General features: G+C 71.4%; 19 protein-coding genes. 11 read left to right on the top strand and 8 right to left on the bottom strand.

Annotated features, from left to right (window positions below; translation table 11 throughout):
- Positions 1 to 5: 5 nt before the first annotated feature.
- Complete coding sequence (locus ACIBI9_RS07405) at positions 6 to 761, top strand: IclR family transcriptional regulator (protein ID WP_397221089.1); 756 nt, start codon at positions 6 to 8, stop codon at positions 759 to 761.
- Between the two features lie 33 nt (positions 762 to 794).
- The gene (locus ACIBI9_RS07400) at positions 795 to 1,562 is read left to right on the top strand and encodes a Clp protease N-terminal domain-containing protein (RefSeq protein ID WP_397221088.1); all 768 of its coding nucleotides are present in this window, start codon (positions 795 to 797) and stop codon (positions 1,560 to 1,562) included.
- A gap of 85 nt (positions 1,563 to 1,647) precedes the next feature.
- Here ACIBI9_RS07400 and corA read toward each other — a convergent pair whose 3' ends face one another.
- From corA to ACIBI9_RS07385, 3 genes are read right to left on the bottom strand one after another with little or no spacing between them, the layout of a single operon-like run.
- Positions 1,648 to 2,766, bottom strand: a complete 1,119-nt coding sequence (gene corA / locus ACIBI9_RS07395) for a magnesium/cobalt transporter CorA (protein ID WP_397221087.1) — start codon at positions 2,764 to 2,766, stop codon at positions 1,648 to 1,650.
- A 15-nt stretch (positions 2,767 to 2,781) separates the two neighbouring features.
- Positions 2,782 to 3,249: a nuclear transport factor 2 family protein gene (locus ACIBI9_RS07390; protein WP_397221086.1), complete on the bottom strand. Its 468-nt coding sequence runs from the start codon at positions 3,247 to 3,249 to the stop codon at positions 2,782 to 2,784.
- 7 nt (positions 3,250 to 3,256) lie between these two features.
- Positions 3,257 to 4,141 carry an amidohydrolase family protein gene (locus tag ACIBI9_RS07385; RefSeq protein WP_397221085.1) on the bottom strand — a complete coding sequence of 295 codons (885 nt, stop codon included), beginning with the start codon at positions 4,139 to 4,141 and terminating at the stop codon, positions 3,257 to 3,259.
- Positions 4,142 to 4,175: 34 nt separating this feature from the next.
- On the opposite strand from ACIBI9_RS07385, the gene ACIBI9_RS07380 reads away from it, so the two are divergent.
- The gene (locus ACIBI9_RS07380; protein ID WP_397221084.1) at positions 4,176 to 4,874 is read left to right on the top strand and encodes a M50 family metallopeptidase; all 699 of its coding nucleotides are present in this window, start codon (positions 4,176 to 4,178) and stop codon (positions 4,872 to 4,874) included.
- A gap of 45 nt (positions 4,875 to 4,919) precedes the next feature.
- A complete protein-coding gene (locus tag ACIBI9_RS07375) occupies positions 4,920 to 6,608 on the top strand; it encodes a protein kinase (protein ID WP_397221083.1) in 1,689 nt (562 codons plus the stop codon).
- A gap of 3 nt (positions 6,609 to 6,611) precedes the next feature.
- Here the strand turns inward: ACIBI9_RS07375 and ACIBI9_RS07370 are convergent, their stop codons facing one another.
- On the bottom strand, positions 6,612 to 8,834 hold the full coding sequence (locus ACIBI9_RS07370; protein WP_397221082.1) for a thiamine pyrophosphate-dependent enzyme: 2,223 nt from the start codon (positions 8,832 to 8,834) through the stop codon (positions 6,612 to 6,614).
- Between the two features lie 256 nt (positions 8,835 to 9,090).
- Between ACIBI9_RS07370 and ACIBI9_RS07365 the strand changes: the two genes are divergently transcribed.
- Entirely contained in the window at positions 9,091 to 10,380 is a 1,290-nt protein-coding gene (locus ACIBI9_RS07365; RefSeq protein ID WP_397221081.1) for a hypothetical protein, read from the top strand.
- Positions 10,381 to 10,446: 66 nt separating this feature from the next.
- On the opposite strand, the gene ACIBI9_RS07360 is transcribed toward ACIBI9_RS07365, so the two are convergent.
- The 4 genes from ACIBI9_RS07360 to ACIBI9_RS07345 form a co-directional block, all read right to left on the bottom strand.
- Positions 10,447 to 11,301, bottom strand: a complete 855-nt coding sequence (locus tag ACIBI9_RS07360; RefSeq protein WP_397221080.1) for an ABC transporter permease — start codon at positions 11,299 to 11,301, stop codon at positions 10,447 to 10,449.
- Between the two features lie 2 nt (positions 11,302 to 11,303).
- Positions 11,304 to 12,281, bottom strand: a complete 978-nt coding sequence (locus tag ACIBI9_RS07355; protein ID WP_397221079.1) for an ATP-binding cassette domain-containing protein — start codon at positions 12,279 to 12,281, stop codon at positions 11,304 to 11,306.
- 1 nt (position 12,282) lies between these two features.
- A complete protein-coding gene (locus ACIBI9_RS07350) occupies positions 12,283 to 12,888 on the bottom strand; it encodes a PadR family transcriptional regulator (protein ID WP_397221078.1) in 606 nt (201 codons plus the stop codon).
- Between the two features lie 84 nt (positions 12,889 to 12,972).
- Positions 12,973 to 13,566, bottom strand: coding sequence for a TetR/AcrR family transcriptional regulator (locus ACIBI9_RS07345; protein ID WP_397221077.1), 594 nt, complete (start codon positions 13,564 to 13,566; stop codon positions 12,973 to 12,975).
- A gap of 62 nt (positions 13,567 to 13,628) precedes the next feature.
- On the opposite strand from ACIBI9_RS07345, the gene ACIBI9_RS07340 reads away from it, so the two are divergent.
- From ACIBI9_RS07340 to ACIBI9_RS07315, 6 genes are all read left to right on the top strand, one after another.
- On the top strand, positions 13,629 to 15,197 hold the full coding sequence (locus ACIBI9_RS07340; protein WP_397221076.1) for a carboxyl transferase domain-containing protein: 1,569 nt from the start codon (positions 13,629 to 13,631) through the stop codon (positions 15,195 to 15,197).
- A 3-nt stretch (positions 15,198 to 15,200) separates the two neighbouring features.
- Positions 15,201 to 17,159, top strand: a complete 1,959-nt coding sequence (locus tag ACIBI9_RS07335) for an acetyl/propionyl/methylcrotonyl-CoA carboxylase subunit alpha (RefSeq protein ID WP_397221075.1) — start codon at positions 15,201 to 15,203, stop codon at positions 17,157 to 17,159.
- Positions 17,159 to 18,064: a hydroxymethylglutaryl-CoA lyase gene (locus ACIBI9_RS07330; RefSeq protein ID WP_397221074.1), complete on the top strand. Its 906-nt coding sequence runs from the start codon at positions 17,159 to 17,161 to the stop codon at positions 18,062 to 18,064. Before ACIBI9_RS07335 ends, ACIBI9_RS07330 begins: the two co-directional genes overlap by 1 nt.
- 2 nt (positions 18,065 to 18,066) lie before the next feature.
- On the top strand, positions 18,067 to 19,203 hold the full coding sequence (locus ACIBI9_RS07325; RefSeq protein WP_397221072.1) for an acyl-CoA dehydrogenase family protein: 1,137 nt from the start codon (positions 18,067 to 18,069) through the stop codon (positions 19,201 to 19,203).
- Positions 19,204 to 19,273: 70 nt separating this feature from the next.
- The gene (locus tag ACIBI9_RS07320) at positions 19,274 to 19,708 is read left to right on the top strand and encodes a GNAT family N-acetyltransferase (RefSeq protein ID WP_394490786.1); all 435 of its coding nucleotides are present in this window, start codon (positions 19,274 to 19,276) and stop codon (positions 19,706 to 19,708) included.
- A 47-nt stretch (positions 19,709 to 19,755) separates the two neighbouring features.
- Positions 19,756 to 22,686: an ATP-binding protein gene (locus ACIBI9_RS07315; protein WP_397221071.1), complete on the top strand. Its 2,931-nt coding sequence runs from the start codon at positions 19,756 to 19,758 to the stop codon at positions 22,684 to 22,686.
- Positions 22,687 to 22,692 lie beyond the last annotated feature (6 nt).

The raw sequence follows: 22,692 nt of genomic DNA, 5'->3' as shown, positions 1-22,692 counted from the left end.
CTGCTATGAAGAACAGGCCCGCGTACGCCCTGGGCTCCGTCGACAACGTGCTGCTGCTCCTGCACATGCTGCGCGACCAGGGCCGCCTCAAGGTCGCCGACGTCGCCAGGGAGCTGGGCATCGCCCGCTCGACCGCCCACCGCCTGCTGGCCATGCTCGTCTACCGCGACTTCGCCGTGCAGGACGAGCAGCACACGTACCTGCCGGGGCCGTTCCTCACCTCGACACAGGCCGGGGCGGGCGGGGCGGTCCTGCGCGAGCTGCGCGCCCGGGTCAGGCCCGCGATGGAGGCCCTGTGCGCGCGGGCCGCGGAGACCGTGAACCTCATGATCCGGGTCGGTACGGAGGCGCGCTTCCTGGACAGCGTGGAGTCGTCGCAGATCCTCCACGTCGGCGACCGCCGCGGCACGATCCTGCCCGCCCGCCGGGCCTCCGGCGGCAAGGTCCTGCTCGCCACCCTGCCCCCCGACCAGCTCCGCGACCTCTACCCCGACCTTCCCGACCACGAGCGCGCCACCTTCGCCCGCGAGCTCGACGACGTCAGGGCCCGCGGTTACGCGCTCAACATCGACGGCACGGAACGCGGCGTCTCCGCCATCGGCGCCACCCTCCGCAACGGGAACGGCGCCGCCCTGGCCGCCCTGTCGATCTCGGCCCCCTCGGCCCGCTTCGGCCCCGACCGGGTGGGGTTCTTCGCGGCCCAGCTGATGGCCGCGGTGAGGGAGGCGGAACAGGCTCTGGCCGATTTCCCGGACGCTTGACGTGTGTAACCCCATGGGGGTTATCTTAGGGGTATGCCTAAGATAAACGTCTATCTGCCTGACGAGCTCGCGGAAGCGGTCAAGCAGGCCGGGGTGCCGGTGTCTGCGGTGTGCCAGCGGGCGCTGGAGCAGGCGGTCCGCCGGGTGACCGCCATCAGGGAGACCGTTCTGAGCGACCTCGACCTCGAGGAGCCGACCGGGGCGCTGAGGCACCTGACGCCCAGGACGCGCACCGTGCTCAAACTGGCCGCCGACCAGGCCCGGACGGAAGGGGCGGCAGCCGTCGGCACCGAGCACCTGCTGGGCGCCATGCTGAGCGAGGGGACCAACCTGGCGCTGCACGTCCTGCGGGCCGTGGAGATCGACCCCGAGCAGGTCGGTCGCGACCTCGCCCGCCACCTGCCCGCCTCCGGCGCGGCCGGCGATTCGGAGCCGCGCAACTTCAGCGGGGCGGCGGCCAACGCGCTGGAGTTCGCCGTCACGGAGGCGACCTCACTCGGCCACAACTACGTCGGCTGCGAGCACCTCCTGCTCGGCCTCGTCGCCGAACCCGACGGGACCGCCGGCCAGGTCCTGCGCGGGCTGGGCGCCGAGCCCAGGCTCACCCGGCGCGCCGTGGTGGCGGCCCTGGCCGGGTACGTCCACCTGCGGGCGCAGACGCAGCAGGACGCCGCGGCCCAGGGCGGCCCGCAGCAGCCCGCCGCCGTACAGGCGATGCTGTCCGCCGCCGTCCGCCAGGAGCTGCAGCCCCTCGTCCAGCGGCTCGAACGGCTGGAAGCGCACGTGGGTCTGGACGCCTGAGGATCAGGAGGTGTCCGCCGCCATCCGCGTCACCCTTGTGGCCCTGATCGTGGTCGGGATCGTGATCGGGGCCACGTGGTGACGCTCAGAGCCAGTCGCGGCGTTTGAAGACGAGATAAAGGGTCAGACAGACAGCCGCCATCAGCACGATCGCGAATGGATAGCCAAATGCCCAGTGCGTTTCGGGCATGAAGTCGAAATTCATCCCGTAAATGGTTCCGACCAGCGTCGGAGCGAACAGGATGGCGGCCCAGGCGGAGATCTTCTTGACCTCCTCGCCCTGCTGGATGCTCGCCTCCGTCATCCGGGCCATCTCCGCGTTCTGCGCCTGCGTCACCAGCGTCGAGTTGACGACCAGGATGTCCTGCAGCACCTGCCGGAACGCGGAGATCCGCTCCGACACCGTGATCGCGTGGTCGGCCACGTCACGCAGGTAGCTCTGCAGCTCGTCGTTCATCCCGTGCTTGGAGGCCCCCGCGATGAACGCGTGGAGCATGCCCACCAGCGGTGCCGTCGCCCGCTGGAACTCGATCACCTCGCCGGACAGCTCGTAGACCCGCCGCGACACCGACGGGTCGCCGCCGAAGACCTGGACCTCGATCTCCTCGATGTCCTTCTGCAGCCCGGCCACCACTGGGGCGTAGCCGTCGACCACCGCGTCGAGGATGGCGTAGAGGACGGCCTGCGGGCCCTGCCGCAGCAGCTCGGGCTCGGACTCCATGCGCTTGCGGACGGCCTGCAGGTCGGGGGCCTCGGCATGGCGTACGGTGATCACGAAGTTGGGGCCGACGAAGACGTGCACCTCCCCGAACGCGACCTCCTCCACGTCGTCCAGGTAGCGGGCGGCCCGCAGCACCACGAACAGCGTGTCGCCGTAGCGGTCGGCCTTGGGCCGCTGGGAGCCGACGATCGCGTCCTCCAGCGCCAGCTCGTGCAGCTCGAACTCCTCGCCGAGCTTGACCAGCTCCCACTCCTTCGGCCGGTAGAGGCCGATCCAGGCCATGCTGTCCGGCATATCCTTGAGGCGCTCGAAGGCGTCGGCCAGGGAGCCGGGGGTGTCGACGCGCCTGCCGTCGCGGTAGATGGCGTTGTCGATGACGGTCGGCCGGTAGGGCCGCTCCTCCGTGGCACGCGGGTCCATCGAGTGCTCGGGCGCTTCCTCGTGGACGTCGCCGCTGCGCCTGAACCCCTTCACCCTGGCCATGGTCACTTCCTGGAACTATGAGAGCTCGTCGAGTCGTTGCGTGGCGCGGTCTCTGATGGTCTTGCGCCACATCGGCGTCCAGCCGAACAGCAGCCCGTGCGGCCTGCCCAGCGCCATCTTCGACCAGCGCCTGAAGTCGAATTCGTCGTGGTGGCGGACGATCAGGTCGTCCTCGAACCTGAACAGCGCGTCGATCTCGTTGACGACCTGGCGCCCGGTCCTGGAGAAGGTGTAGCGGGCCGTCCAGTGCGCGGTGCCGGTGAAGTCGTCGGCCGTCACGTCGCAGTAGGCGGACCTGAGGCCGTCGCGCACGCCGAGCTGCAGCCGCCACATCGTCATCACGCGATCACGCCCCTCGACCTCCTGGAAGATCGGATCGCCGAAGCTGACCTCGGGGTGGTAGCAGCGCTCCATGGCCGCGAAGTCCGCACGGCCCAGAGCGTCATAGAAAGCGCTGATGAGCGCCACGTGCCGATCGTTCACTCCTCTATCAGATCATGGCCTTGCCGTTGTCCCAGCACACCGCCCGCAACCAGACATCGCCCAGGTCGAGCCGGGCGAGCGCGTCGAGCTGATGGGCGTAGGGGTGCGGAATCGTGGGGAAGTCACTACCGAGCACCACCTTGCCGGAAATGCCCAGATCAAGCAATGCCGGGCGCAGCCGCGCGGGGAACGGCATGCCCAGCTCGGCGAAGTCGGTGAACGCCATCGTGGTGTCCAGCGCGACCCGCTCGTAGCGGGCGGCCAGCTCGAAGAACGGGTCGTACTCCGGCATCCCCAGATGCGCGATCACCACCCGCAGCCGCGGATGCCTGCGCAGCACTTCGCCGATCGGCCCGGGGCCGATGTGCCCGCCTGGCACGGGCACCGAACTGGCGTGCGTCACCACCGGCACCCCCGCGTCCGCCAGCAGCCCCCAGACCTCGTCCAGCTCGACGGCCCGCGGGTCGAACCCGCCGACCTGCAGGTGCACCTTGAAGATCCTGGCCCCGTCCTCCAGCGCCCGGCGCACGTACTCCACGACGCCAGGCTCGGGGTAGAAGGTCGCCGAAGGGAGGCATTCAGGTGTACGGCGGGCGAAATCCAGGGTCCAGGCGTTGAGATCGAGCGCCATGTCTGGCTTGTGCGCATAGGCGAGAGCGGGGAACGCGCGCACGCCCATGGCCCGCAGCCGCGCCACCCGCTCCTCCGCCGGCCACTCGTACTCGATCTTCCAGCCGTTCCCCATCAGCGGGCCGCCATGCCTGAAGTGGTGCCACACCCGCCGCTCCATCCGCTCCGGCAGGAAGTGGACGTGCAGGTCGATGAGGCCGGGCAACCCGAGCCCGCGCCACCAGTCCGGCACCCGGGCGTCAGAATCTTGTTCTGTGGCCACGCACGAGACTCTACCTGGATAGGGTTTCTCCTCGATGGAACAGCTCTGGGCCCACCTGATCAAGGTTCAGCCTGACCCCGACCCCTGGGTCGTGGGGGTCTCGGCTCTCGCCGCGTTCGTGCTCGTCGGCTTCCGCATGCCCTGGCAGGTGACCAGAGGCCTGATCACGATCGCGCACGAGGGTGGCCACGCGCTGATGGCGCTGGTCACCCGGCGCAAGCTCGAAGGCATCCGCCTCCACTCCGACACCTCCGGCGTGACGCTGACCAGGGGCAGGCCCACCGGGCCCGGCATGGTGCTGACCGCGCTCGCCGGCTACGTGGCGCCACCGCTGCTGGGGCTGGCCGCCGCCTGGCTGACCGAGATGGGGCACATCACGCTGCTGATCTGGAGCGTGCTGCTGTTCCTGGTCTGCATGCTGCTGCTGATCCGCAACCTGTACGGCGCGCTGATCCTGCTCGCCACCGGCGGCGCGGTGTTCGCCCTGATCATGTACGCGCCCGCCGAGGTGCAGCAGGTCGTCGCCCTGGTCGCGGTCTGGTTCCTGCTGTTCGGCGGGATCAGGCCGATCATCGAGCTGCAGCGCAAGCGGCGCAGGCGGCAGGCGCGAGACTCCGACGCGGACCAGCTGGCCAGGCTGACGGTCCTGCCCGGCGGGTTCTACGTGTTCTTCTTCCTGGTGGTGTCGGTCGTGTCCGCGGCCTTCGGCGCGTACCTCATGAATCCGCTCTAACCCCCAAAATTCGCACTAAACTCGCCTGCAACAGGGGGGAGTGCCGTGCTGCCAGTCGAGGACGCGCCCGGCTACCGGGTACTCGATCAGGCGGGCCAGGGCGGCTTCGCCGTCGTGTACCGCGCCTATCAGGAGCGCCTCGACCGGGTCGTGGCGCTCAAGGTGCTGTCCGTCGACCGGGTCGACCAGCGCACGATGCGCAGGTTCCAGCGCGAGCTGCAGCTCACCGGCCGCCTGACCGGCCACCCGAACGTCGTGACCGTCTTCGACACCGGCATCACCCGCTCCGGCAAGCCGTACATCGCGATGGACTACTTCGAGAACGGCTCGCTGCGCGACAAGGTCCGCAAGGAGGGCCCGCTGCCGGTGCCCGACGTGCTGCGGGCCGGGGTGAAGCTGGCCGGGGCGCTGGCCGCCGTACACGAGGCCGGGGTCTTGCACGGCGACATCAAGCCACAGAACATCCTCATCTCCCGATATGGCGAGCTCGCCATCGCTGACTTCGGCGTGGCCCGGGTCGTGGACTCCTCGGAGATCTCGGCCACGTCGCAGGCGTTCACCCCGCTGCACGCCGCCCCCGAGGTGCTCACCGGGCAGCCCCACTCGGCCTCGACCGACATCTACTCGCTCGGCTCGACCCTCTACCACCTGCTGGCCGGCCAGCCCGCCTTCCACAACCCGACGGACCCGTCGATCGCGCCCCTGATGTACCGGGTGCTCAGCATCGAGCCACCCCCGATCAACCGCTCGGACGTGCCGCCGCCGGTCTTCGAGACGGTCCTGCGGGCGATGTCCAAGCAGCCGGAGGTGCGGTACGGGTCGGCGCGGGAGTTCGCCCGGCGGCTGCAGGAGGTGCAGGCCGAGCTGGGCCTGTCGGTGACCGACCTGGTGGGCCAGGACCCCGGCCCGGGACCGGCGATGTCCACGGTCCCGCGCCCCCGCACCGACGAACCGCAGACCGGCGAACCCCGGCCCCCGGGGAGCCCCCAGCTCCCGACGACGGGCCACCACCTGCCGTCCACCGGCCACCATCTGCCGGGCGGCCCCGGCCGGCCGTCGCCCTTCGCCCCCGAGGCGCAGCCGTCGCCCTTCGCACCGGAAGCCCAGCCGTCACCGTTCGCCCCGGAGGCGCGGGCAGCGGGCACCGGCGGCGGGCCGCCCGGCTACCACGCGGTGGGGGCGCCCGTACCGCCGTCCATCGCCTCGGCCACCACCCCGCCGGCGCAGGGCGGGGTGACCGCGCCGGGCGGAGAGGGGCGCCTGCCGCGCGGCCTCGTGATCGGCGCCGCCGTGGCGGCCGTCGTCGTGGGCGGCACCAGCGCGGCCGTCTACCTGTCGCTCCAGCAGGGCGAGCGATCGCAGACCACCCAGCCCTCGGTGTCCGAGCCGGGCACCCAGGACACCGAGCCCATCGACAAGCAGTCCGTCGCCGCGCTGGCCCCCCGCGGCCTGAAGGTGACCGCCGACCAGGGCGCCCTCGTCGAGCTGAAGTGGACGCTCCCCGCGAGCGCCCGACGCTATCCGGTGGTCCTCCAGCGCTCCCCGATCAAGAAGGGCGAGCAGGCCATCACCGCCCTGGGCCAGGGCACCACCGCCACCCGCGTCGCGGGACTGGACCCGGGCAGCGGCTACTGCTTCCTGGTGGGCGTCCCGCTGCGCATCTCGGAGAGCTCGACGGTCGCCTGGTCGAAGCCGACGTGCATCAGGGGCGCCGTCGCCCGCTCGAACCCGTAGCGGTCACCCCAGGAGCTTGCGCGCCGCCTGCTCGATCTCCGCCTCCGACAGCAGCACGTGGTCGGCCGCCCCGCCCAGGGGGATGAAGCTGTCGGACGAGGTCACCCGCGCGAGCTTCCCGGAGAACCCGGCGTCGGCCAGCTCCGCCATGATGCCCTCCGACACGCCGCCGGTGTGCCGGGTCTCGTCGGCGATCAGCACGTTGCCGGTCAGCTCGGCCGCCCGCAGCAGGTCCTCCATCGGGAGCGGCGCCAGCCAGCGCAGGTCGAGCACGCGGCACCCGTAGCCCTCCTGGGTCAGCCGCACCGCGGCCCGCAGGCTCATCCGCACGCCGTTGCCGAACGTCACGATCGTCAGGTCGCGCCCGTCGCCGTAGGAGCGCGCCTGCCCGACCGGCACGTGCGTCTCCGGCCAGCGCCCGGGCGGCGCGTACGGCGCGAGCCAGCCCCCGTCGCCCTCCTCGAACAGGTCGCGCGTGTGGTAGAGCGCGATCGGCTCCAGGAACACGCACACCGACCCGGACGTACGGGCCGCCGCCAGGCACGTGCGCAGCATGGCGGCCGCGTCGTCGGGGCGCGAGGGGGAGGCGATGACCAGGCCGGGGATGTCGCGCAGCGCGCCCACCGCGTTGTCGTTGTGGAAGTGGCCGCCGAACCCCTTCTGGTAGGCGTACCCGGCCACCCGGACCACCATCGGGTTGGTGTAGGAGCCGCGCGAGAAGAACGACAGCGTGGCCGCCTCGCCCCGGATCTGGTCGAGCGCGTTGTGCAGGTAGGCGAGGTACTGGATCTCCGGCACGGGCAGCAGCCCCGACACGCCGGCGCCGAGCGCCAGCCCCAGGATGGCCTGCTCGTCCAGCAACGTGTCGAACACCCGGCCGGCGCCGAACCGCTTCTGCAGCCCCCTGGTCACGCCGTAGACGCCGCCCTTCTTGGCGACGTCCTCGCCGAACACGGTCATCTCGGGGTAGACGGTCAGCGTGTCGGCGAGCGTGCGGTTGATGGCCTGCGAGAGCGTCATCGGCTTGTCGTGCTCGGGCAGCGCCCCGGCGAACGCCTTCTCCCGCTCCGGGGTCGAGGCCGCCATCGGGCTGATCTTGGCGATCAGCTCCGGCTTGCGCGGCGCGATCGGCTCCATGACCTCCTTGGCGGAGCCGAGCCGCGGGCTGCGCGTCGTCTCCAGGGCGAGCCGCAGCACGTGCTCGCGCTGTGACTCGTACATCCTGAGCAGCTCTTCCGGTGTGCTCTGCCCGGCCCTCAGGAGCAGCTCCGCCGTGCGCACCAGCGGGTCGCGCTCCAGGTCGGCCCTGATCTCGCGCTGCGTGCGGTAGGCCTGCTCGACGTCGGAGCCGGCGTGCCCCATGAGCCGGACGGTGGTCAGGTGGAGGAAGGCGGGGGAGCGGCGCTCGCGTACGTGCCGGGCCGCGCGGACCGCGGCGTCGTACGCCGCGGCGAGGTCGCAGCCGTCGGCGGCGAAGTATTCGATGCCGGGGCGCCGCAGGGCCGACTCCACCCAGCCCTTGGGCGTGCGGACGCTGATGCCGATGCCGTTGTCCTCGCACACGAACAGCAGCGGCAGCGCCTGGCCCTGGTAGGTGGCGTAGGAGGCGGTGTTGAAGCCGCTCAGGGCGCTCGCGTGGTTGATCGAGGCGTCGCCGAAGCTGCACACCGCGATCGCGTCGGCGGGCCAGCGAGCCTGCGAGCCGATCGCCGCCGCCGCCCGCTCGATGGCGAACGCCACGCCGACGGACCTGGGCAGGTGGCTGGCGATCGTCGAGGTCTGGGGGATGACGGCCAGGTCGGGATGGCCGAACACCTTGTGCCGGCCGCCCGCGATCGGCTCGTCGGCCGCCGCGGTCAGGCCCATCAGCACGTCGCGGATGCCCTGCTCGGGCAGCCTGCCCGCCTGCTCGGACCGGGTCAGGTAGAACGCGCCGGAGCGGTAGTGGAGCAGGGCCGGGTCGGTGGGCCGCAGGGCGGCGGCGACCGCCGCGTTGCCCTCGTGGCCGGCGGAGCCGATCGTGTAGTAGCCCTCGTCACGCTCGCGCAGCCAGCGGGCCGCGATGTCCAGCAGGCGGCTGTCGAGCTGGCGCAGGAACAGCTTCATGCACTGCTCGCCGGTCAGCGAGCTGCCCTCGCGGACCGGCAGCCCCGGATCTCGCGCGGGGCCCGCCTTCAGCGTCGCAACCGCCTGGGTGAAATGAGTCTCAACTGTGTCGCGCGCCACACCTCGATTATGTCTTTCATCGGCGCCGACGTCTGCCGGACGTGGCTGACATGTTGTGGAGCGGTCCGTTTGACCCCGACATATAACGGTTTGTCAGAATCCTAAACTTTCCGGTCGCCACGTACGTCTACTTAATTGACACACGTGGCACCCTCAATGCCGCGTTGAACCGTTGGGTCTCCAGAAAGGAACCCGGATGTTACAACGCATTCGTGTGGCCGCCCTCGCCATAGCGCTTGGAGCCGGAGCCATCGTCATGGCCCCCTCCACTGCGACGGCGGCCGCGGATCCCGTCATCACCCGAGTCGGGATCAGTCCCAGCCCCCCGATCGACGTCACCAGTGGCGCGGTCACGGCCACGTTCAGCTTCGCCACCAAGGGGGCCGACAAGGCCGAGCTCCAGCTCAAGCCCCCGGGCGACATCAGCGTCGGCAAGCCCATCGACCTGACCTCCACCAAGGACGGCGACTGGACGAAGTGGTCCGGCACCAAATCCTTCGACTCCACGAACGTCGGCACGTGGAGCTGGCTCGCCATCGCCGGAGGCGCCTCCCGCGGCGGCACGTTCGAGGTCTCGGTCAAGAAGGTGCTCGACACCAAGATCGTCGACTTCGACGCCAGCCCCGACTCCGTGGACAAGGGTGACCTGATCAAGGTCACCGGCCAGCTCCTCGCCGACGGCAAGGGGTACGGCGGCCAGAGCGTCACCGTCACCTTCCGCGAGCGCGGCACCGACGCCTACCGCCATGTCACCAAGGTGACGACCGGTGGCAACGGCTGGTTCAGCGCCACCGTACGCGCCGACGAGACGGGCTGGTGGCGGGCCGAGTTCGCGGCCACGTCCGCGGCCAAGGGCTCGGTCAGCGACACCGACCGGGTCGACGTCAGGCGCGGCACCCTGGGCAGCAGGATCGCCGGCTTCGACGCCCGTCCGGAGCCCGTGGACAAGGGCGACCGGCTCACGTTCAGCGGCGCCCTGCTGGTCGAGGACCGCGGCGGCGTGGCCGGCGAGCGGGTCTCGATCTTCTTCAAGGCCGACGGCTCGTCCCGGTGGGAGTACGTCACCAGTGACGTGACCGGCCGCGACGGCCGCTTCTGGGCCTCCGCTCCCGCGCAGGCCTCGGGCTGGTGGCGGGCCGAGTACGGGGGCACCCGCGGTGTCCGCGGCTCGGTGAGCGGCGCCGACTGGGTCAAGGTCAACGAGCCTGCGCCGCCTCCCACGGCGTCCAAGGCGGACACGCGGCTGATCAAGTTCAACGCGTACCCCGAGCCGGTCAAGCGCGGCAAGTACCTGAAGTTCAAGGGCCGCCTGCAGGTCTTCGACGAGGGCTCCTGGGAGGGCTACTCGGGCAAGGTCGCGCTGTTCTTCAAGCCCGCGGGCTCGAAGAAGTGGCAGTACGTGAAGACCACCTGGTCGAACGACGGCGGCGGGCTCTACACCAAGGTCAAGGGCTGGAACTCGGGCCGCTGGCGGTTCGTGTTCGGCGGTGACGACGACACCTACGGCGCCACCAGCGGCTCGGACTACGTCCGGGTCAAGCGCTGATCTGATGCAGCGCTGATCTGATGCGGGGACGAGGCCCGGGGAACACCACCCCGGGCCTCGTTCCGTCTACTCCGCCCGCCTGAACTCCGCGATGCCCACCCCCAGCAGCGCCAGCCCCAGGGCCGCCACGATGCCGAGCTCGAGGACCACCGGCACCTGGAAGTCGAACCACCGGACCCCGGGGTTCAGCACCGCGTTCACCTGCGCCGGCACGTCGAGGTGCGAGAAGACCGCCTCGCGCAGCGGGTCCACCGCGTACGTCATCGGGTTGACCACGGTCAGCACGTGCAGCCACGACGGCAGGTTGGCCAGCGGGAACATCGCCCCCGACAGGAACATCATGGGCATGATCGCCATCTGCATCAGACCGAAGAACGTCTGCATGTTCTTCATCCGGGCGGCCAGCATCACCCCGAAGGCCGTGATCGTGAACGCCGCGAGGAACATCTCCGCCAGCAGCGTCACGAAGAGCGTGGGCGAGTAGGGGACTCCCACCAGCCCCGCCATGGCCAGGATGAGGATGCCCTGCCCGGTGGCCACGATGGCGCCGCCCAGGCACTTGCCGACCACGATCGCCCCGCGCGAGACGGGCGCGACCAGCATCTCCCTGAGGAAGCCGAACTCGCGGTCCCACACGATGGAACCGGCCGAGAACATCCCGGTCATGATCACGGTCATGGAGATCATGCCGGGGTACATGAACGTGCGGTAGTCGATCCCGGGGATCGCCCCCTGCACCAGCGACCCGAGCCCCGTGCCCATCACGAACAGCCAGAGCACGGGCTGCACCAGCATGGACGCCATGCGGGTGCGGTCGTTGACGAAGCGCAGCATCTCCCGGTGGAGCACGACCTTGATCGCCCGCAGGTCGTGACCGGCGCTGCGGACCGGCACGCGGACGCTGATGGCCTCTGTCGCCATGACTATCGCCTCGCCATCGCTCTCATGAACGCCATGTTGCCGTCGCCGGCCTCGGCGTCGCGGATCGTGGAGCCGGTGTAGGACATGAACACGTCGTCCAGGGACGGCCGCGACACGCTCACCGACCTGATCGGCATGCCGAGCTCGGCGAACAGCCTCGGCACGAACTCCTCGCCCGAGGCCACCGCGAACGTCACCGCGCCCTCGTGCACGGCCGCCTCCAGCCCGAACCGCTCCCGCAGCGCCTTGATCGCCTCCGTGTCGTCGGAGGTCTGGATCTGCACGCGATCCTTGCCGATGCTGGCCTTCAGCGCCTCGGGCGAGTCGATGACGACGACCTCGCCGTGGTCGATGATCGCGATCCGGTCGCAGTACTCGGCCTCGTCCATGTAGTGCGTGGTCATGAAGATGGTGATGTCCTCCAGGAGCCGCAGCTGGTTGATGTAGCCCCAGATGGCCGAGCGGGTCTGCGGGTCGAGCCCCACGGTGGGCTCGTCGAGGAAGAGCACGCGCGGGGAGTGCAGCAGGCCGCGGGCGATCTCCAGCCGCCGCTTCATGCCGCCCGAGAACGTCATCACCTTGGCGTCCTTGCGGTCCCACAGCGCGACCATCTCCATGACCTGCCGGATCCGGTCGGCGACCACGCTCTTGGGCACGCCGTACAGCTCGGCGTGGAAGCGCAGGTTCTGCTCGGCGCTCAGGTAGCCGTCGAGGGTGGGGTCCTGGAAGACGAGGCCGATGTTCCTGCGGACCTCGTCACGGTCCTTGACCACGTCGTGGCCCGCCACGGTGGCGCTGCCGCCGGTGGGGTTCACCAGCGTGCAGAGCATGCTGATGGTGGTGGTCTTGCCGGCGCCGTTGGGGCCGAGGAAGCCGAACACCTCGCCCGGGCGCACCTCGAAGTCGACGCCCTTGACGGCCTCGACCTTCCCGTACGTCTTGCGCAGGCCGCGCACGGCGACCGCCGCGTCCGCCGCCATCTCAGCCCTCCGCCAGGATCTGGAACATGGACTTGCGCGTCTTCTTGATCAGCTCCTTGGCCGCCGCGATCTGACGCTCGTCGGCCGTGCGGATCAGATGGGAGAACGCCTCGTTGAGCTGGGCCCAGAGCAGGCGCAGCTCGTGGTGGTCCGGCGGCACGGCCGTGCGGGCGACCTCGTCCCACGGCGCCTCGTCGGCGTATCTGGCCGCCTGGTGGCGGCCCTCCTCCGTCAGCCGGTACGCACGGCTCCCGCCGGACTCGTCGCCGGACACCAGGCCCTCGTCCTCGAGCTGCTGCAGCGCCGGATAGACGGAGCCGGGGCTGGGCCGCCAGACGCCGCCGCTGCGCTCCTCGATGCTCTGGATCATCTGGTAGCCGTTCTGCGGCCCTTCGAGGAGCAGCGCCAGCAGGGCGGCCCGGACGTCGCCGCGGCGGACCCGCGGAGCGGGCGTCTCCCAGTGGACCACGGTGCCGAAGTGGGGCCCCGGCGGGTGCGGCGCGAACGGCGGTCCGAAGTTGCCCGGCCCCGGCGGCGGACCCGGTGGCGGGCCGGGTGGGAACGGGGGTGGTGAGTGGGGGTGATCCCAGAGGTCCGGTTCTTCCACGGTTTACCTCCAACTATCGAGATATCTTGACGATATATCTAGATAGTTGGCACGGGAAGGGTATTTCGGGCATGTCCCCGGAAGTTAGCGAGCGCTAACAGCGGCGGCGATGGCCGCCCGAGCCATGGCGTGCAGCAGCGGCCGCATGTCCCCCGCGCCCAGCTCACCCGCGCTGTGCGGCGTGGAGTTGAGCAGCCCGAACACGGCGTGCGTCGCGGCCCGCAGCCGCGCGGCCGGGCAGGCCGGGTGCAGCTCGGCCAGCACGGTCACCCACTCCTCGACGTAGAGCCGCTGCAGCCGCCTGATCTGGCGCCGCTCGGGCTCGGGCACGTTGCCCAGCTCCCTGTCGTGCAAGGTGATCAGCGCCGGCTGCTCGAGAGCGAAGGTGATCTGCACGTTGAGCAGCGCGTCCAGTGTCTCCTGAGGACCCGGGTACGAGGTGACCACCGCGGCGGCCGACTCGCGAAGCCGCGAGCTGACGTCGAGCAGCATCTCCGACAGCAGCGCGTCCTTGCCGCTGAAGTGCCGGTAGAGCGCGGGGCCCGAGACGCCGACCGCGGCGCCGATGTCCTCGATCGAGACGCCGTGGAAACCGCGCGCGGCGAACAGCCGGGCGGCCGCCTCCAGGATCTCCCCGCGCCTGTTGCGGCGATTCCGGGTAGGAGCGGTGGTGGTCACGTCTCACATGCTAGACGACTACGTTAACGATGACTAACATCTCGTGCTATGAGAGGGGTGTCATGAGCGAGTGGCCGGTGCTGAAGTCGTCCGCCGATCCCGGCGGCGAGGCGTACAAGAGCAACGCCGAGCTCAACGAGCGGCTGGCCGCCGAGCTGCTGGAGCGGCTGGAGGTCGCCGCCCGGGGCGGCCCCGAGCGCTCGCGCCTGCGCCACGTCGAGCGCGGCAAGCTGCTGCCGCGCGACCGCGTCGACGGCCTGCTCGACCCCGGTTCCCGCTTCCTGGAGCTGTCGCCGCTGGCCGCGAACGGCCTCTACGACGACCAGGCGCCCGCCGCGGGGATCATCACGGGGGTGGGCCGGGTCTCCGGCCGCGAGTGCGTGATCGTCGCCAACGACGCCACCGTGAAGGGCGGCACGTACTACCCGATCACGGTCAAGAAGCACCTGCGCGCGCAGGAGGTGGCCCTGCACAACCACCTGCCGTGCGTCTACCTCGTCGACTCGGGCGGGGCGTTCCTGCCCAAGCAGGACGAGGTGTTCCCCGACCGCGAGCACTTCGGCCGCATCTTCTACAACCAGGCCACCATGTCCGCCCGCGGCATCCCGCAGATCGCCGCCGTGCTCGGCTCGTGCACGGCGGGCGGCGCGTACGTGCCCGCGATGAGCGACGAGGCCGTCATCGTGCGCGGCCAGGGCACGATCTTCCTGGGCGGCCCGCCGCTGGTGAAGGCGGCCACCGGCGAGGAGGTCACGGCCGAGGAGCTGGGCGGCGGCGACCTGCACGCGCGGGTCAGCGGCGTCACCGACCACCTGGCCGAGGACGACGCGCACGCGCTGGCCATCGTCCGCGACATCGTCTCCACCCTCGCCCCGCGCCCCCCGCGGCCCTGGGACACGATCGCGCCCGAGCCGCCCAGGCACGACCCGCGCGACCTGTACGGGATCGTGCCCGCCGACACCCGCCAGCCGTACGACGTGCACGAGGTGATCGCCAGGATCGTGGACGGCTCGCGCTTCCTGGAGTTCAAGGCCGAGTACGGCTCGACCCTCGTGACCGGGTTCGCCCACCTGCACGGCCATCCGGTGGGGATCGTGGCGAACAACGGCATCCTGTTCAGCGAGTCCGCCATGAAGGGCGCCCACTTCATCGAGCTGTGCGACCAGCGCCGGATCCCGCTCGTCTTCCTGCAGAACATCAGCGGCTTCATGGTCGGCAAGGCCTACGAGGCGGGCGGCATCGCCAAACACGGCGCCAAGATGGTCACCGCCGTCTCGTGCGCGAGGGTGCCCAAGTTCACCGTCGTCATCGGCGGGTCCTTCGGGGCGGGGAACTACGCGATGGCCGGGCGGGCGTACTCGCCCAGGTTCCTGTGGATGTGGCCGAACGCCCGCATCTCCGTCATGGGCGGCGAGCAGGCCGCGAACGTGCTCACCACGGTCGGCACCGCCGACGCCGACGCGATCAGGGCCCAGTACGAGCACCAGGGCAACCCGTACTACTCCACGGCCAGGCTGTGGGACGACGGTGTGATCGACCCGCTCGACACCCGCACCGTCCTCGGCCTGGCGCTGTCCGCGGCGGCCAACGCCCCGCTCGAGCCCGCCGGTTACGGCGTCTTCCGGATGTGACGCATGTTGTTCGACCGTGTTCTGATCGCCAACAGGGGCGAGATCGCCGTACGGGTCATCCGCACGCTGCGCCGGCTCGGCATCACGTCGGTGGCCGTGCACACGGCGTCGGACGCCGGAGCCCGGCACGTGCTGGAGGCCGACCAATCCCACCAAGTGCCGAAATATCTGGATATTGAGGCAATTGTCGGGGCGGCGCTGGCGTCCGGCGCGCAGGCCGTCCACCCCGGATACGGGTTCCTCGCCGAGAACGCCGCGTTCGCGCGGCGGTGCGCGGAGGCCGGGCTGGTGTTCGTCGGCCCGCCGCCCGGGGCCATCGACGCCATGGGCGACAAGATCCGCGCCAAGGCCACGGTGTCGGCGGCCGGGGTGCCCGTCGTGCCCGGCGGGGCCGAGCCCGGCGACGAGCTGGAGTCCTGGCGCGACTTCCCCGCGCTGATCAAACCCTCCGCGGGCGGCGGGGGCAAGGGCATGGTGCTCGTACGGTCGGCCGCCGAGCTGCCCGACGCCCTGGAGTCGGCCCGGCGCACGGCGCGCGCGGCGTTCGGCGACGCGACCCTGCTGATCGAGCGGTACGTCGAGAGCCCGCGCCACATCGAGCTGCAGATCCTGGCCGACACCCACGGCAACGTCGTGCACCTGGGCGAGCGCGAGTGCAGCCTGCAGCGCAGGCACCAGAAGATCATCGAGGAGGCGCCCTCACCCTTCGTCGGCCCCGAGACGCGCGTCCGCATGGGCTCGGCCGCGGTCGAGGCCGCGCGCTCGGTGGGCTACGTGGGGGCGGGCACGGTCGAGTTCATCGTGGACGGGACCACCGGGTCCTACCACTTCATGGAGATGAACACCCGCCTGCAGGTGGAGCACCCCGTCACCGAGCTGGTGACCGGGCTCGACCTGGTCGAGCTGCAGCTGCGGGTCGCGGCCGGGGAGCCGCTGCCGTTCGGGCAGGAGGACGTGCGGCTCGACGGGCACGCCGTCGAGGCCCGCGTCTACGCCGAGGACCCGTCCCGCGGCTTCCTGCCGACCGGCGGCCGCGTGCTGGCGTTGCGCGAGCCGGACGGGGGTGCTGCGGGCGGCCTCGCGCCCGTCGTACGGGTGGACTCCGGGCTGGTCGAGGGCGGCGTCGTGGGCAGCGAGTTCGACCCGATGCTCTCCAAGGTCGTCGCCTGGGCGCCGGACCGGGCGTCGGCGCTCAGGACGCTCGACCGCGCCCTGGCCCGCACGGCCGTCCTCGGCGTGGTCACCAACATCCCGTTCCTGCGGGCCCTCGCCGAACACCCGGCCGTCAAGGCGGGCGAGCTGGACACCGGGCTGGTCGAGCGCGTGCTCCCCGAGCTGGTCCCGTCCGCGGACGTGCCCGCCGAGGTGCTCGCGGCGGCGGCGCTCGCCTTCCACGCCCTGCCCCAGGGCGACGACCCGTGGGAGGTCACGGACGGCTGGCGGGTGGGCGCGCGGGCCTGGACGACGTGGCGGCTGGAGTCGAGGGACGGCGTGCACGCGGTCCAGGTCCGCGGCCTGCCCGAAGAAGCGGCAGAAGTCCTGATGAACGATGAGATCGTGCCCGCGCGCATCCGGCTCGGCGACGGGGAGCTGACCGTCACGATCGGCGGCCGCGCCGAGCACTACCTGCGCGTACGCCACGCCGACACGCTCTGGCTGGGCAGGGACGGCGCGGCGTGGGCGCTCACCCGGCACCTCATCGGCGACCCCAGCGACCGGCCAGGCGCGGCGGCCATGGGCGACGGCGTCGTCAGGAGTCCCATGCCCGGCACCGTCCTGGTGGTCAAGGCCCAGGCCGGCGACCGGGTCACCGCAGGCCAGCCGCTGGTGATCGTCGAGGCCATGAAGATGGAGCACACGGTCACCGCCCCGCGCGACGGCGTGGTCTCCGAGCTGGCAGTCCAGGCCGGTCAGCCGGTCGACATGGACGCGGTCCTGGCCGTAGTGGGGGAGGAGGGCTGATGCCTTACCCGATGGAAGGTTTGCCGCAGCAGGTCACGATCTACGAGGTCGGCCCGCGCGACGGCCTGCAGAACGAGTCCTCGATCGTGCCCGTCGAGGTGAAGGCCGAGTTCATCGACCGCCTCGCGGACGCCGGGCACAAGGTGATCGAGGCGACCAGTTTCGTGCACCCGAAGTGGGTGCCGCAGCTCGCCGACGCCGACGAGCTGCTGGCCCGGCTGCGCAGGAAATCGGGCGTGCGCTACCCGGTCCTCGTCCCCAACCTGCGCGGCCTCGACCGGGCGCTCGAGCGCGGCGTGGACGAGATCGCCATCTTCGCCAGCGCCACCGAGACGTTCGCCGCCAAGAACCTCAACCGCAGCCTGGAGAGCCAGTTCGAGATGTTCGAGCCGGTCGTGGCACGGGCGCTGGACAACGGCGTGCGGGTGCGCGCGTACGTGTCGATGTGCTTCGGCGACCCCTGGGAGGGGCCGACGCCGATCGCCCAGGTCGTCTCGGTGGGGGAGCGGCTGCTCGGGCTCGGCTGCTACGAGCTGTCGCTCGGCGACACCATCGGGGTGGGCACGCCCGGGCACGTGACCGCGCTGATCAAGGCGTTCCGCCGCCCCGAGCGGCTCGCCGTGCACTTCCACGACACCTACGGCCAGGCGCTCGGCAACACCCTGGCCGCGTTGAGAGCGGGTGTGACCACGATCGACGCCTCCACGGGCGGCATCGGCGGCTGCCCCTACGCCGAGTCCGCCACCGGCAACCTCGCGACCGAAGACCTGGTCTGGATGTTGCGGGGGCTCGGCATCGAGACCGGGCTCGACCTGGGCAAGCTCGTGTCCACCAGCACCTGGCTGGCGCAGCTGCTCGGCCGGCCCAGCCCCTCCCGCGTCGTACAGGCGCTGTCGAAAGGCTGACCATGCTCAAGGATGAGTACGAAGAGCTGCGCAAGACCGTCGAGTCGTTCGCCCGCGAGGTGGTCGCGCCGGTGATCGGCGACTACTACGAACGGGAGGAGTTCCCGTACGACATCGTGCGGCAGATGGGCGCCATGGGGCTGTTCGGGCTGCCGTTCCCGGAGGAGTACGGCGGCATGGGCGGCGACTACTTCGCCCTGTGCGTGGCGCTGGAGGAGCTGGCCCGCGTCGACTCCAGCGTGGCGATCACCCTGGAGGCCGCGGTGTCGCTGGGCGCGATGCCGATCTACCGGTTCGGCACCGGCGAGCAGCGCGAACACTGGCTGCCCAGGCTGACCTCGGGTTCGGCCCTGGGCGCGTTCGGCCTGACGGAGCCGGGCGGCGGGTCCGACGTGCCGGGCGGGATGCGCACCACGGCCGTGCTGGACGGGGCCGAATGGGTGATCAACGGGACGAAGGCCTTCATCACGAACTCCGGCACCGACATCACGGCCGTCGTCGGCGTGGCCGCGATCACCGGCGAGCGGGAGATCTCCACGATCCTCGTGCCGAGCGGCACGCCCGGGTTCACGGTGTCGAAGAAGTACTCCAAGGTCGGCTGGAACGCCTCCGACACGCGCGAGCTGTCCTTCAGCGACTGCCGCGTCCCCGCCGCGAACCTGCTGGGCGAGCGTGGCCGCGGCTACGCCCAGTTCCTGCAGACCCTCGACGAGGGCCGCATCGCGATCGCCGCGCTCAGCGTGGGACTGGCCCAGGGGTGCGTGGACGAAAGCCTCAAGTACGTCAGGGACCGCAAGGCGTTCGGCCACCCGATCGGCCACTACCAGGCCATCCAGTTCAAGATCGCCGACATGGAGGCCCGCGCCCACACCGCCCGCCTGGCCTACTACCACGCGGCCGAGAAGATGCTGGCCGGGGCGCCGTTCAAGAAGGAGGCCGCGATCGCGAAGCTGGTCTCGTCGAACGCGGCCATGGACAACGCGCGGGACGCCACGCAGGTGTTCGGCGGATACGGGTTCATGAACGAGTTCCCGGTGGGGCGCTTCTACCGCGACGCCAAGGTGCTGGAGATCGGGGAGGGCACGAGCGAGGTCCAGCGCATGCTGATCGCCCGGCAGCTCGGCCTGGGCGACCTTTGAGCGTTTTCTGAGGGACGCCGGATCGACGGAGTTTGCGTCCGCGACCTCGGACGATCTAGTGTCGTCAGTCATGACGGCTGACGATCTTCTCATCAGGAGGGCGGAGAAGGCGGACGCGGACGAGGTGTTCGCGCTGGCGCGCGAGTTCGGTCTGACGTTCAGGCCAGAGCGCAGGGCCTTCGACGCCGCCCTGCCCGAGCTGCTGGCCAACGAGGACGCCCTGCTGCTCGCGGCCGTCGTGGGCGGGCGCGTTCATGGCTACCTGCTGGGGTTCGTGCATCTGACGCTGTTCGCCAACGGACCGGTGGCCTGGGTCGAGGAGGCCATGGTCGGCTCCGGGTCGCGCCGCCAGGGGATCGGGCGTGCCCTGCTGGAGGAGTTCGAGCGGTGGGCGCGCTCGCGGGAGGCGGGCTACGTGGCGATGGCCACGCGGCGGGCGCCCGAGTTCTACCACGCGCTGGGCTACGAGGCCTCTGCCACGTTCTTCCGCAAGGTCCTGCGCTAGCCCGGCCGGCTGGGAATTCTGTCCTGATCTGATGGCATTCTTAGGGCGTGAGTATCCATGCCGTCAGCCCCCGCTTCGTCGGGCGTGCCCGTGAGCTCGCCGCCCTCGGCGACGCGCTGGTCGGAGCACGTGCCGGGGCGTCGTCCGCCGTGCTCGTCGGCGGCGAGGCCGGGGTCGGCAAGACACGGCTGATCAAGGAGTTCACCGATCGGGCCGACGACGCGCTCGTGCTCGTCGGCGGGTGCCTGGAGCTGGGCACCGAGGGCCTGCCGTTCGCGCCGTTCACCGCCGTGCTGCGGGGGCTCGTGCGCGAGCTGGGCCGCGACGGGGTGGCGGCGCTCGTGCCCGGCGGCACCACGCGCGGGCTGGCGCGGCTGCTGCCCGAGTTCGGGGAGCCGGACGGAGACGGGCCCGAGGCCAGGGCGCGGCTGTTCGAGCAGGTGCTGGGGCTGCTCGAGCGGCTGGCCGAAGAGCGTCCCGTGCTGCTGATCGTCGAGGACGCCCACTGGGCCGACCGGTCCACCCGCGACCTGCTGTCGTTCCTGGTCCGCTACCAGCCGACCGCGGCGGGCCTGCTGATCGTGGTCACGTACCGCACCGACGAGCTGCACCGCACCCACCCCCTGCGCCCGCTCCTCGCCGAGCTGGGCCGGGTCGAGCGGGTGCGCAGGATCGAGCTGCGCAGGCTCACCCGCAGGGAGGCCGTCGCGCAGGCGGCCGGCATCCTGGAGCGGGAGCCGTCCGCCGCCGACATGGACCTGATCTACGCGCGCAGCGAGGGAAACCCGCTGTTCGTGGAGGCGCTGCTCAGCGACGGAGGCGGCGTCGCGCTGCCGGAGTCGCTGCGTGACCTGCTGCTGGCCAGCGTCGAGCGGCTGCCCGCCGAGACGCAGGAGCTGCTGCGCGTGGCCAGCGCCGGAGGGCAGCGCATCGAGCACGACCTGCTCTCCGCCGTCGCCGGGCTCGACGAGAGCGCGCTCTCCGGCGCGTTGCGGCCCGCCGTGGCGGGAAACGTGCTCACCGTCGACGGCGAGGGCTACTGCTTCCGGCACGCGCTGATCCGCGAGGCGCTCCACGACGACCTGCTGCCCGGCGAGCACACCCGCCTGCACACCCGCTACGCCGAGGCGCTGGAGCGCGACCTGTCGATCCTGCCCGCCCCGCGCGGCGCGATCGAGCTGGCCCACCACTGGCACTCCGCCCACGACTCCACCTGGGCGCTGGTCAGCGCCTGGCAGGCGGCCGGCGTCGCCCGCAGGTCCACCGCCTACGACGAGCAGCTCGGGATGCTGTCCAGGGTGCTGGAGCTGTGGGACCAGGTGCCCGACGCCGCCGAGCGCATCGGCTGCGACCGCATCGACGTGCTCAGGAACACGGCCACGGTCGCGCACCTCGCCGGGGAGTACGAACGGGCCGCCGCACTGGCGAGCGCCGCCCTCGCCGAGATCGGCCGCGACGCCGACCCGGTCAGGGCGGCCAAGCTGCTGCGCCAGCGCGGCCTGACCCGCTACGACCTGGGCCGCCCCGGCTTCGTCGACGACCTGCGCGAGGCGGCCGCGCTGGTCGCCTCGGACAAGCCGAGCCAACTCCACGCCCAGGTCCTGGAGACCCTGTCCCGCATGCTCCACGGGCGCGAGGCCCTGTCGGAGCGGCTCACCACGGGCCGGCTCGCGATGGAGATCGCCCACGAGCTGGGCGACCGCAGGGTGGAGGCGCACGCGCTGATCGACCTCGCCTGGGCGCGATTCGGCTTCTCCGAGATCGAGGCGCAGATGGAGGCGTTCGCGGAGGCGCGCAGGCTCGCCGCCGGCGACGAGGCGTTCAACGCGCTGATGCGCTGCGCGATCTCCGAGTCCGACGCGCTGGAGGGGGCGGGCCGCCACGAGCGGGCCGCGCGGGTGGCCCGCGACGGCATCGAGGAGGCCCGCCAGTACGGGCTGGCCCGCACGTCCGGCGCGTTCCTGGCGATCAACCTGGCCGAGCCGCTGGTGTCACTGGGGCAGTGGGACGAGGCGCTTGAGGTGATCGAGCACGCGCTCGACCTCGCGCCGCCGGCGCCCACCCAAGCCAGCCTGCAGGGGTTCGCCGTGGACATCGCGCTGGCGCGCGGGGAGCTCGACCGGGCGGAGCGGCTGCTGGGGTCGTCGCGGAGCGTGCTGTCGCGCGGGACCTTCCGCGACCAGTCGGTCCTGCCGCACCTGTGCAGGGAGGTGCGGTTGCTGCAGGCGCGCGGGGAGCCCGAGGCCGCGGTGGAGGCGGCCGCGCGGGGCATGGAGGAGCGCGATCTGCTGGAGACCCCGCGTTACTCCTGGCCGGTGCTGGTGACCATCGCCGACCTGCTCGGCTCCGTGGTGCCGCATCAAGGGCGCGCCACCATGGATGTGGAAACCCCGCTGGCGCGGCTGCGGGCGCTGGGACGGGAGCTCGAGGTCGACGGCGACCTCCAGCAGGCGCAGCACCTCACCTTCACGGCGCTGATGGGTCCCGAGCCGGACGACGGCGCCGCCGAGCCGGCCGCGTGGCAGTTCGAGGCCTGGGACCGGGCGGCGGGGGCGTGGGCGGCGCTGCGGCAGCCGTACGCCGAGGCGCGGTGCCTGGTGGGCGCGGCGCAGGCGGCGCTGGCGTGCGGCGACCGGCAGGAGGCCGCGGCCCGGCTGGACCGCGCGCGGGAGCTGGCCGGCCGGTTGGGCGCGACGCCGCTGCTGGAGCAGCTCGACGCCTTCGGGCGGCGGGCCAGGATCGGGGGCGCCGAGGAGGCGGCCGACGGGCTTCCGCTGGGGCTGACGGCCCGCGAGCTGGAGGTGCTGCGGGAGGTGACGAACGGGCGGAGCAACCGGGAGATCGCCGAGGCGCTGTTCATCTCGGCGAAGACGGTGAGCGTGCACGTCTCCAACATCCTGGCCAAGCTGGGCGTCGCCAGCCGGGGCGAGGCCGCCGCCACCGCCTACCGGCTGCGGCTGTTCGACGCGCCCCTGTGAACGGCG

The organism is Nonomuraea sp. NPDC050451, assembly GCF_044458585.1.
This window is presented reverse-complemented; position numbering and strand designations above follow the sequence as displayed.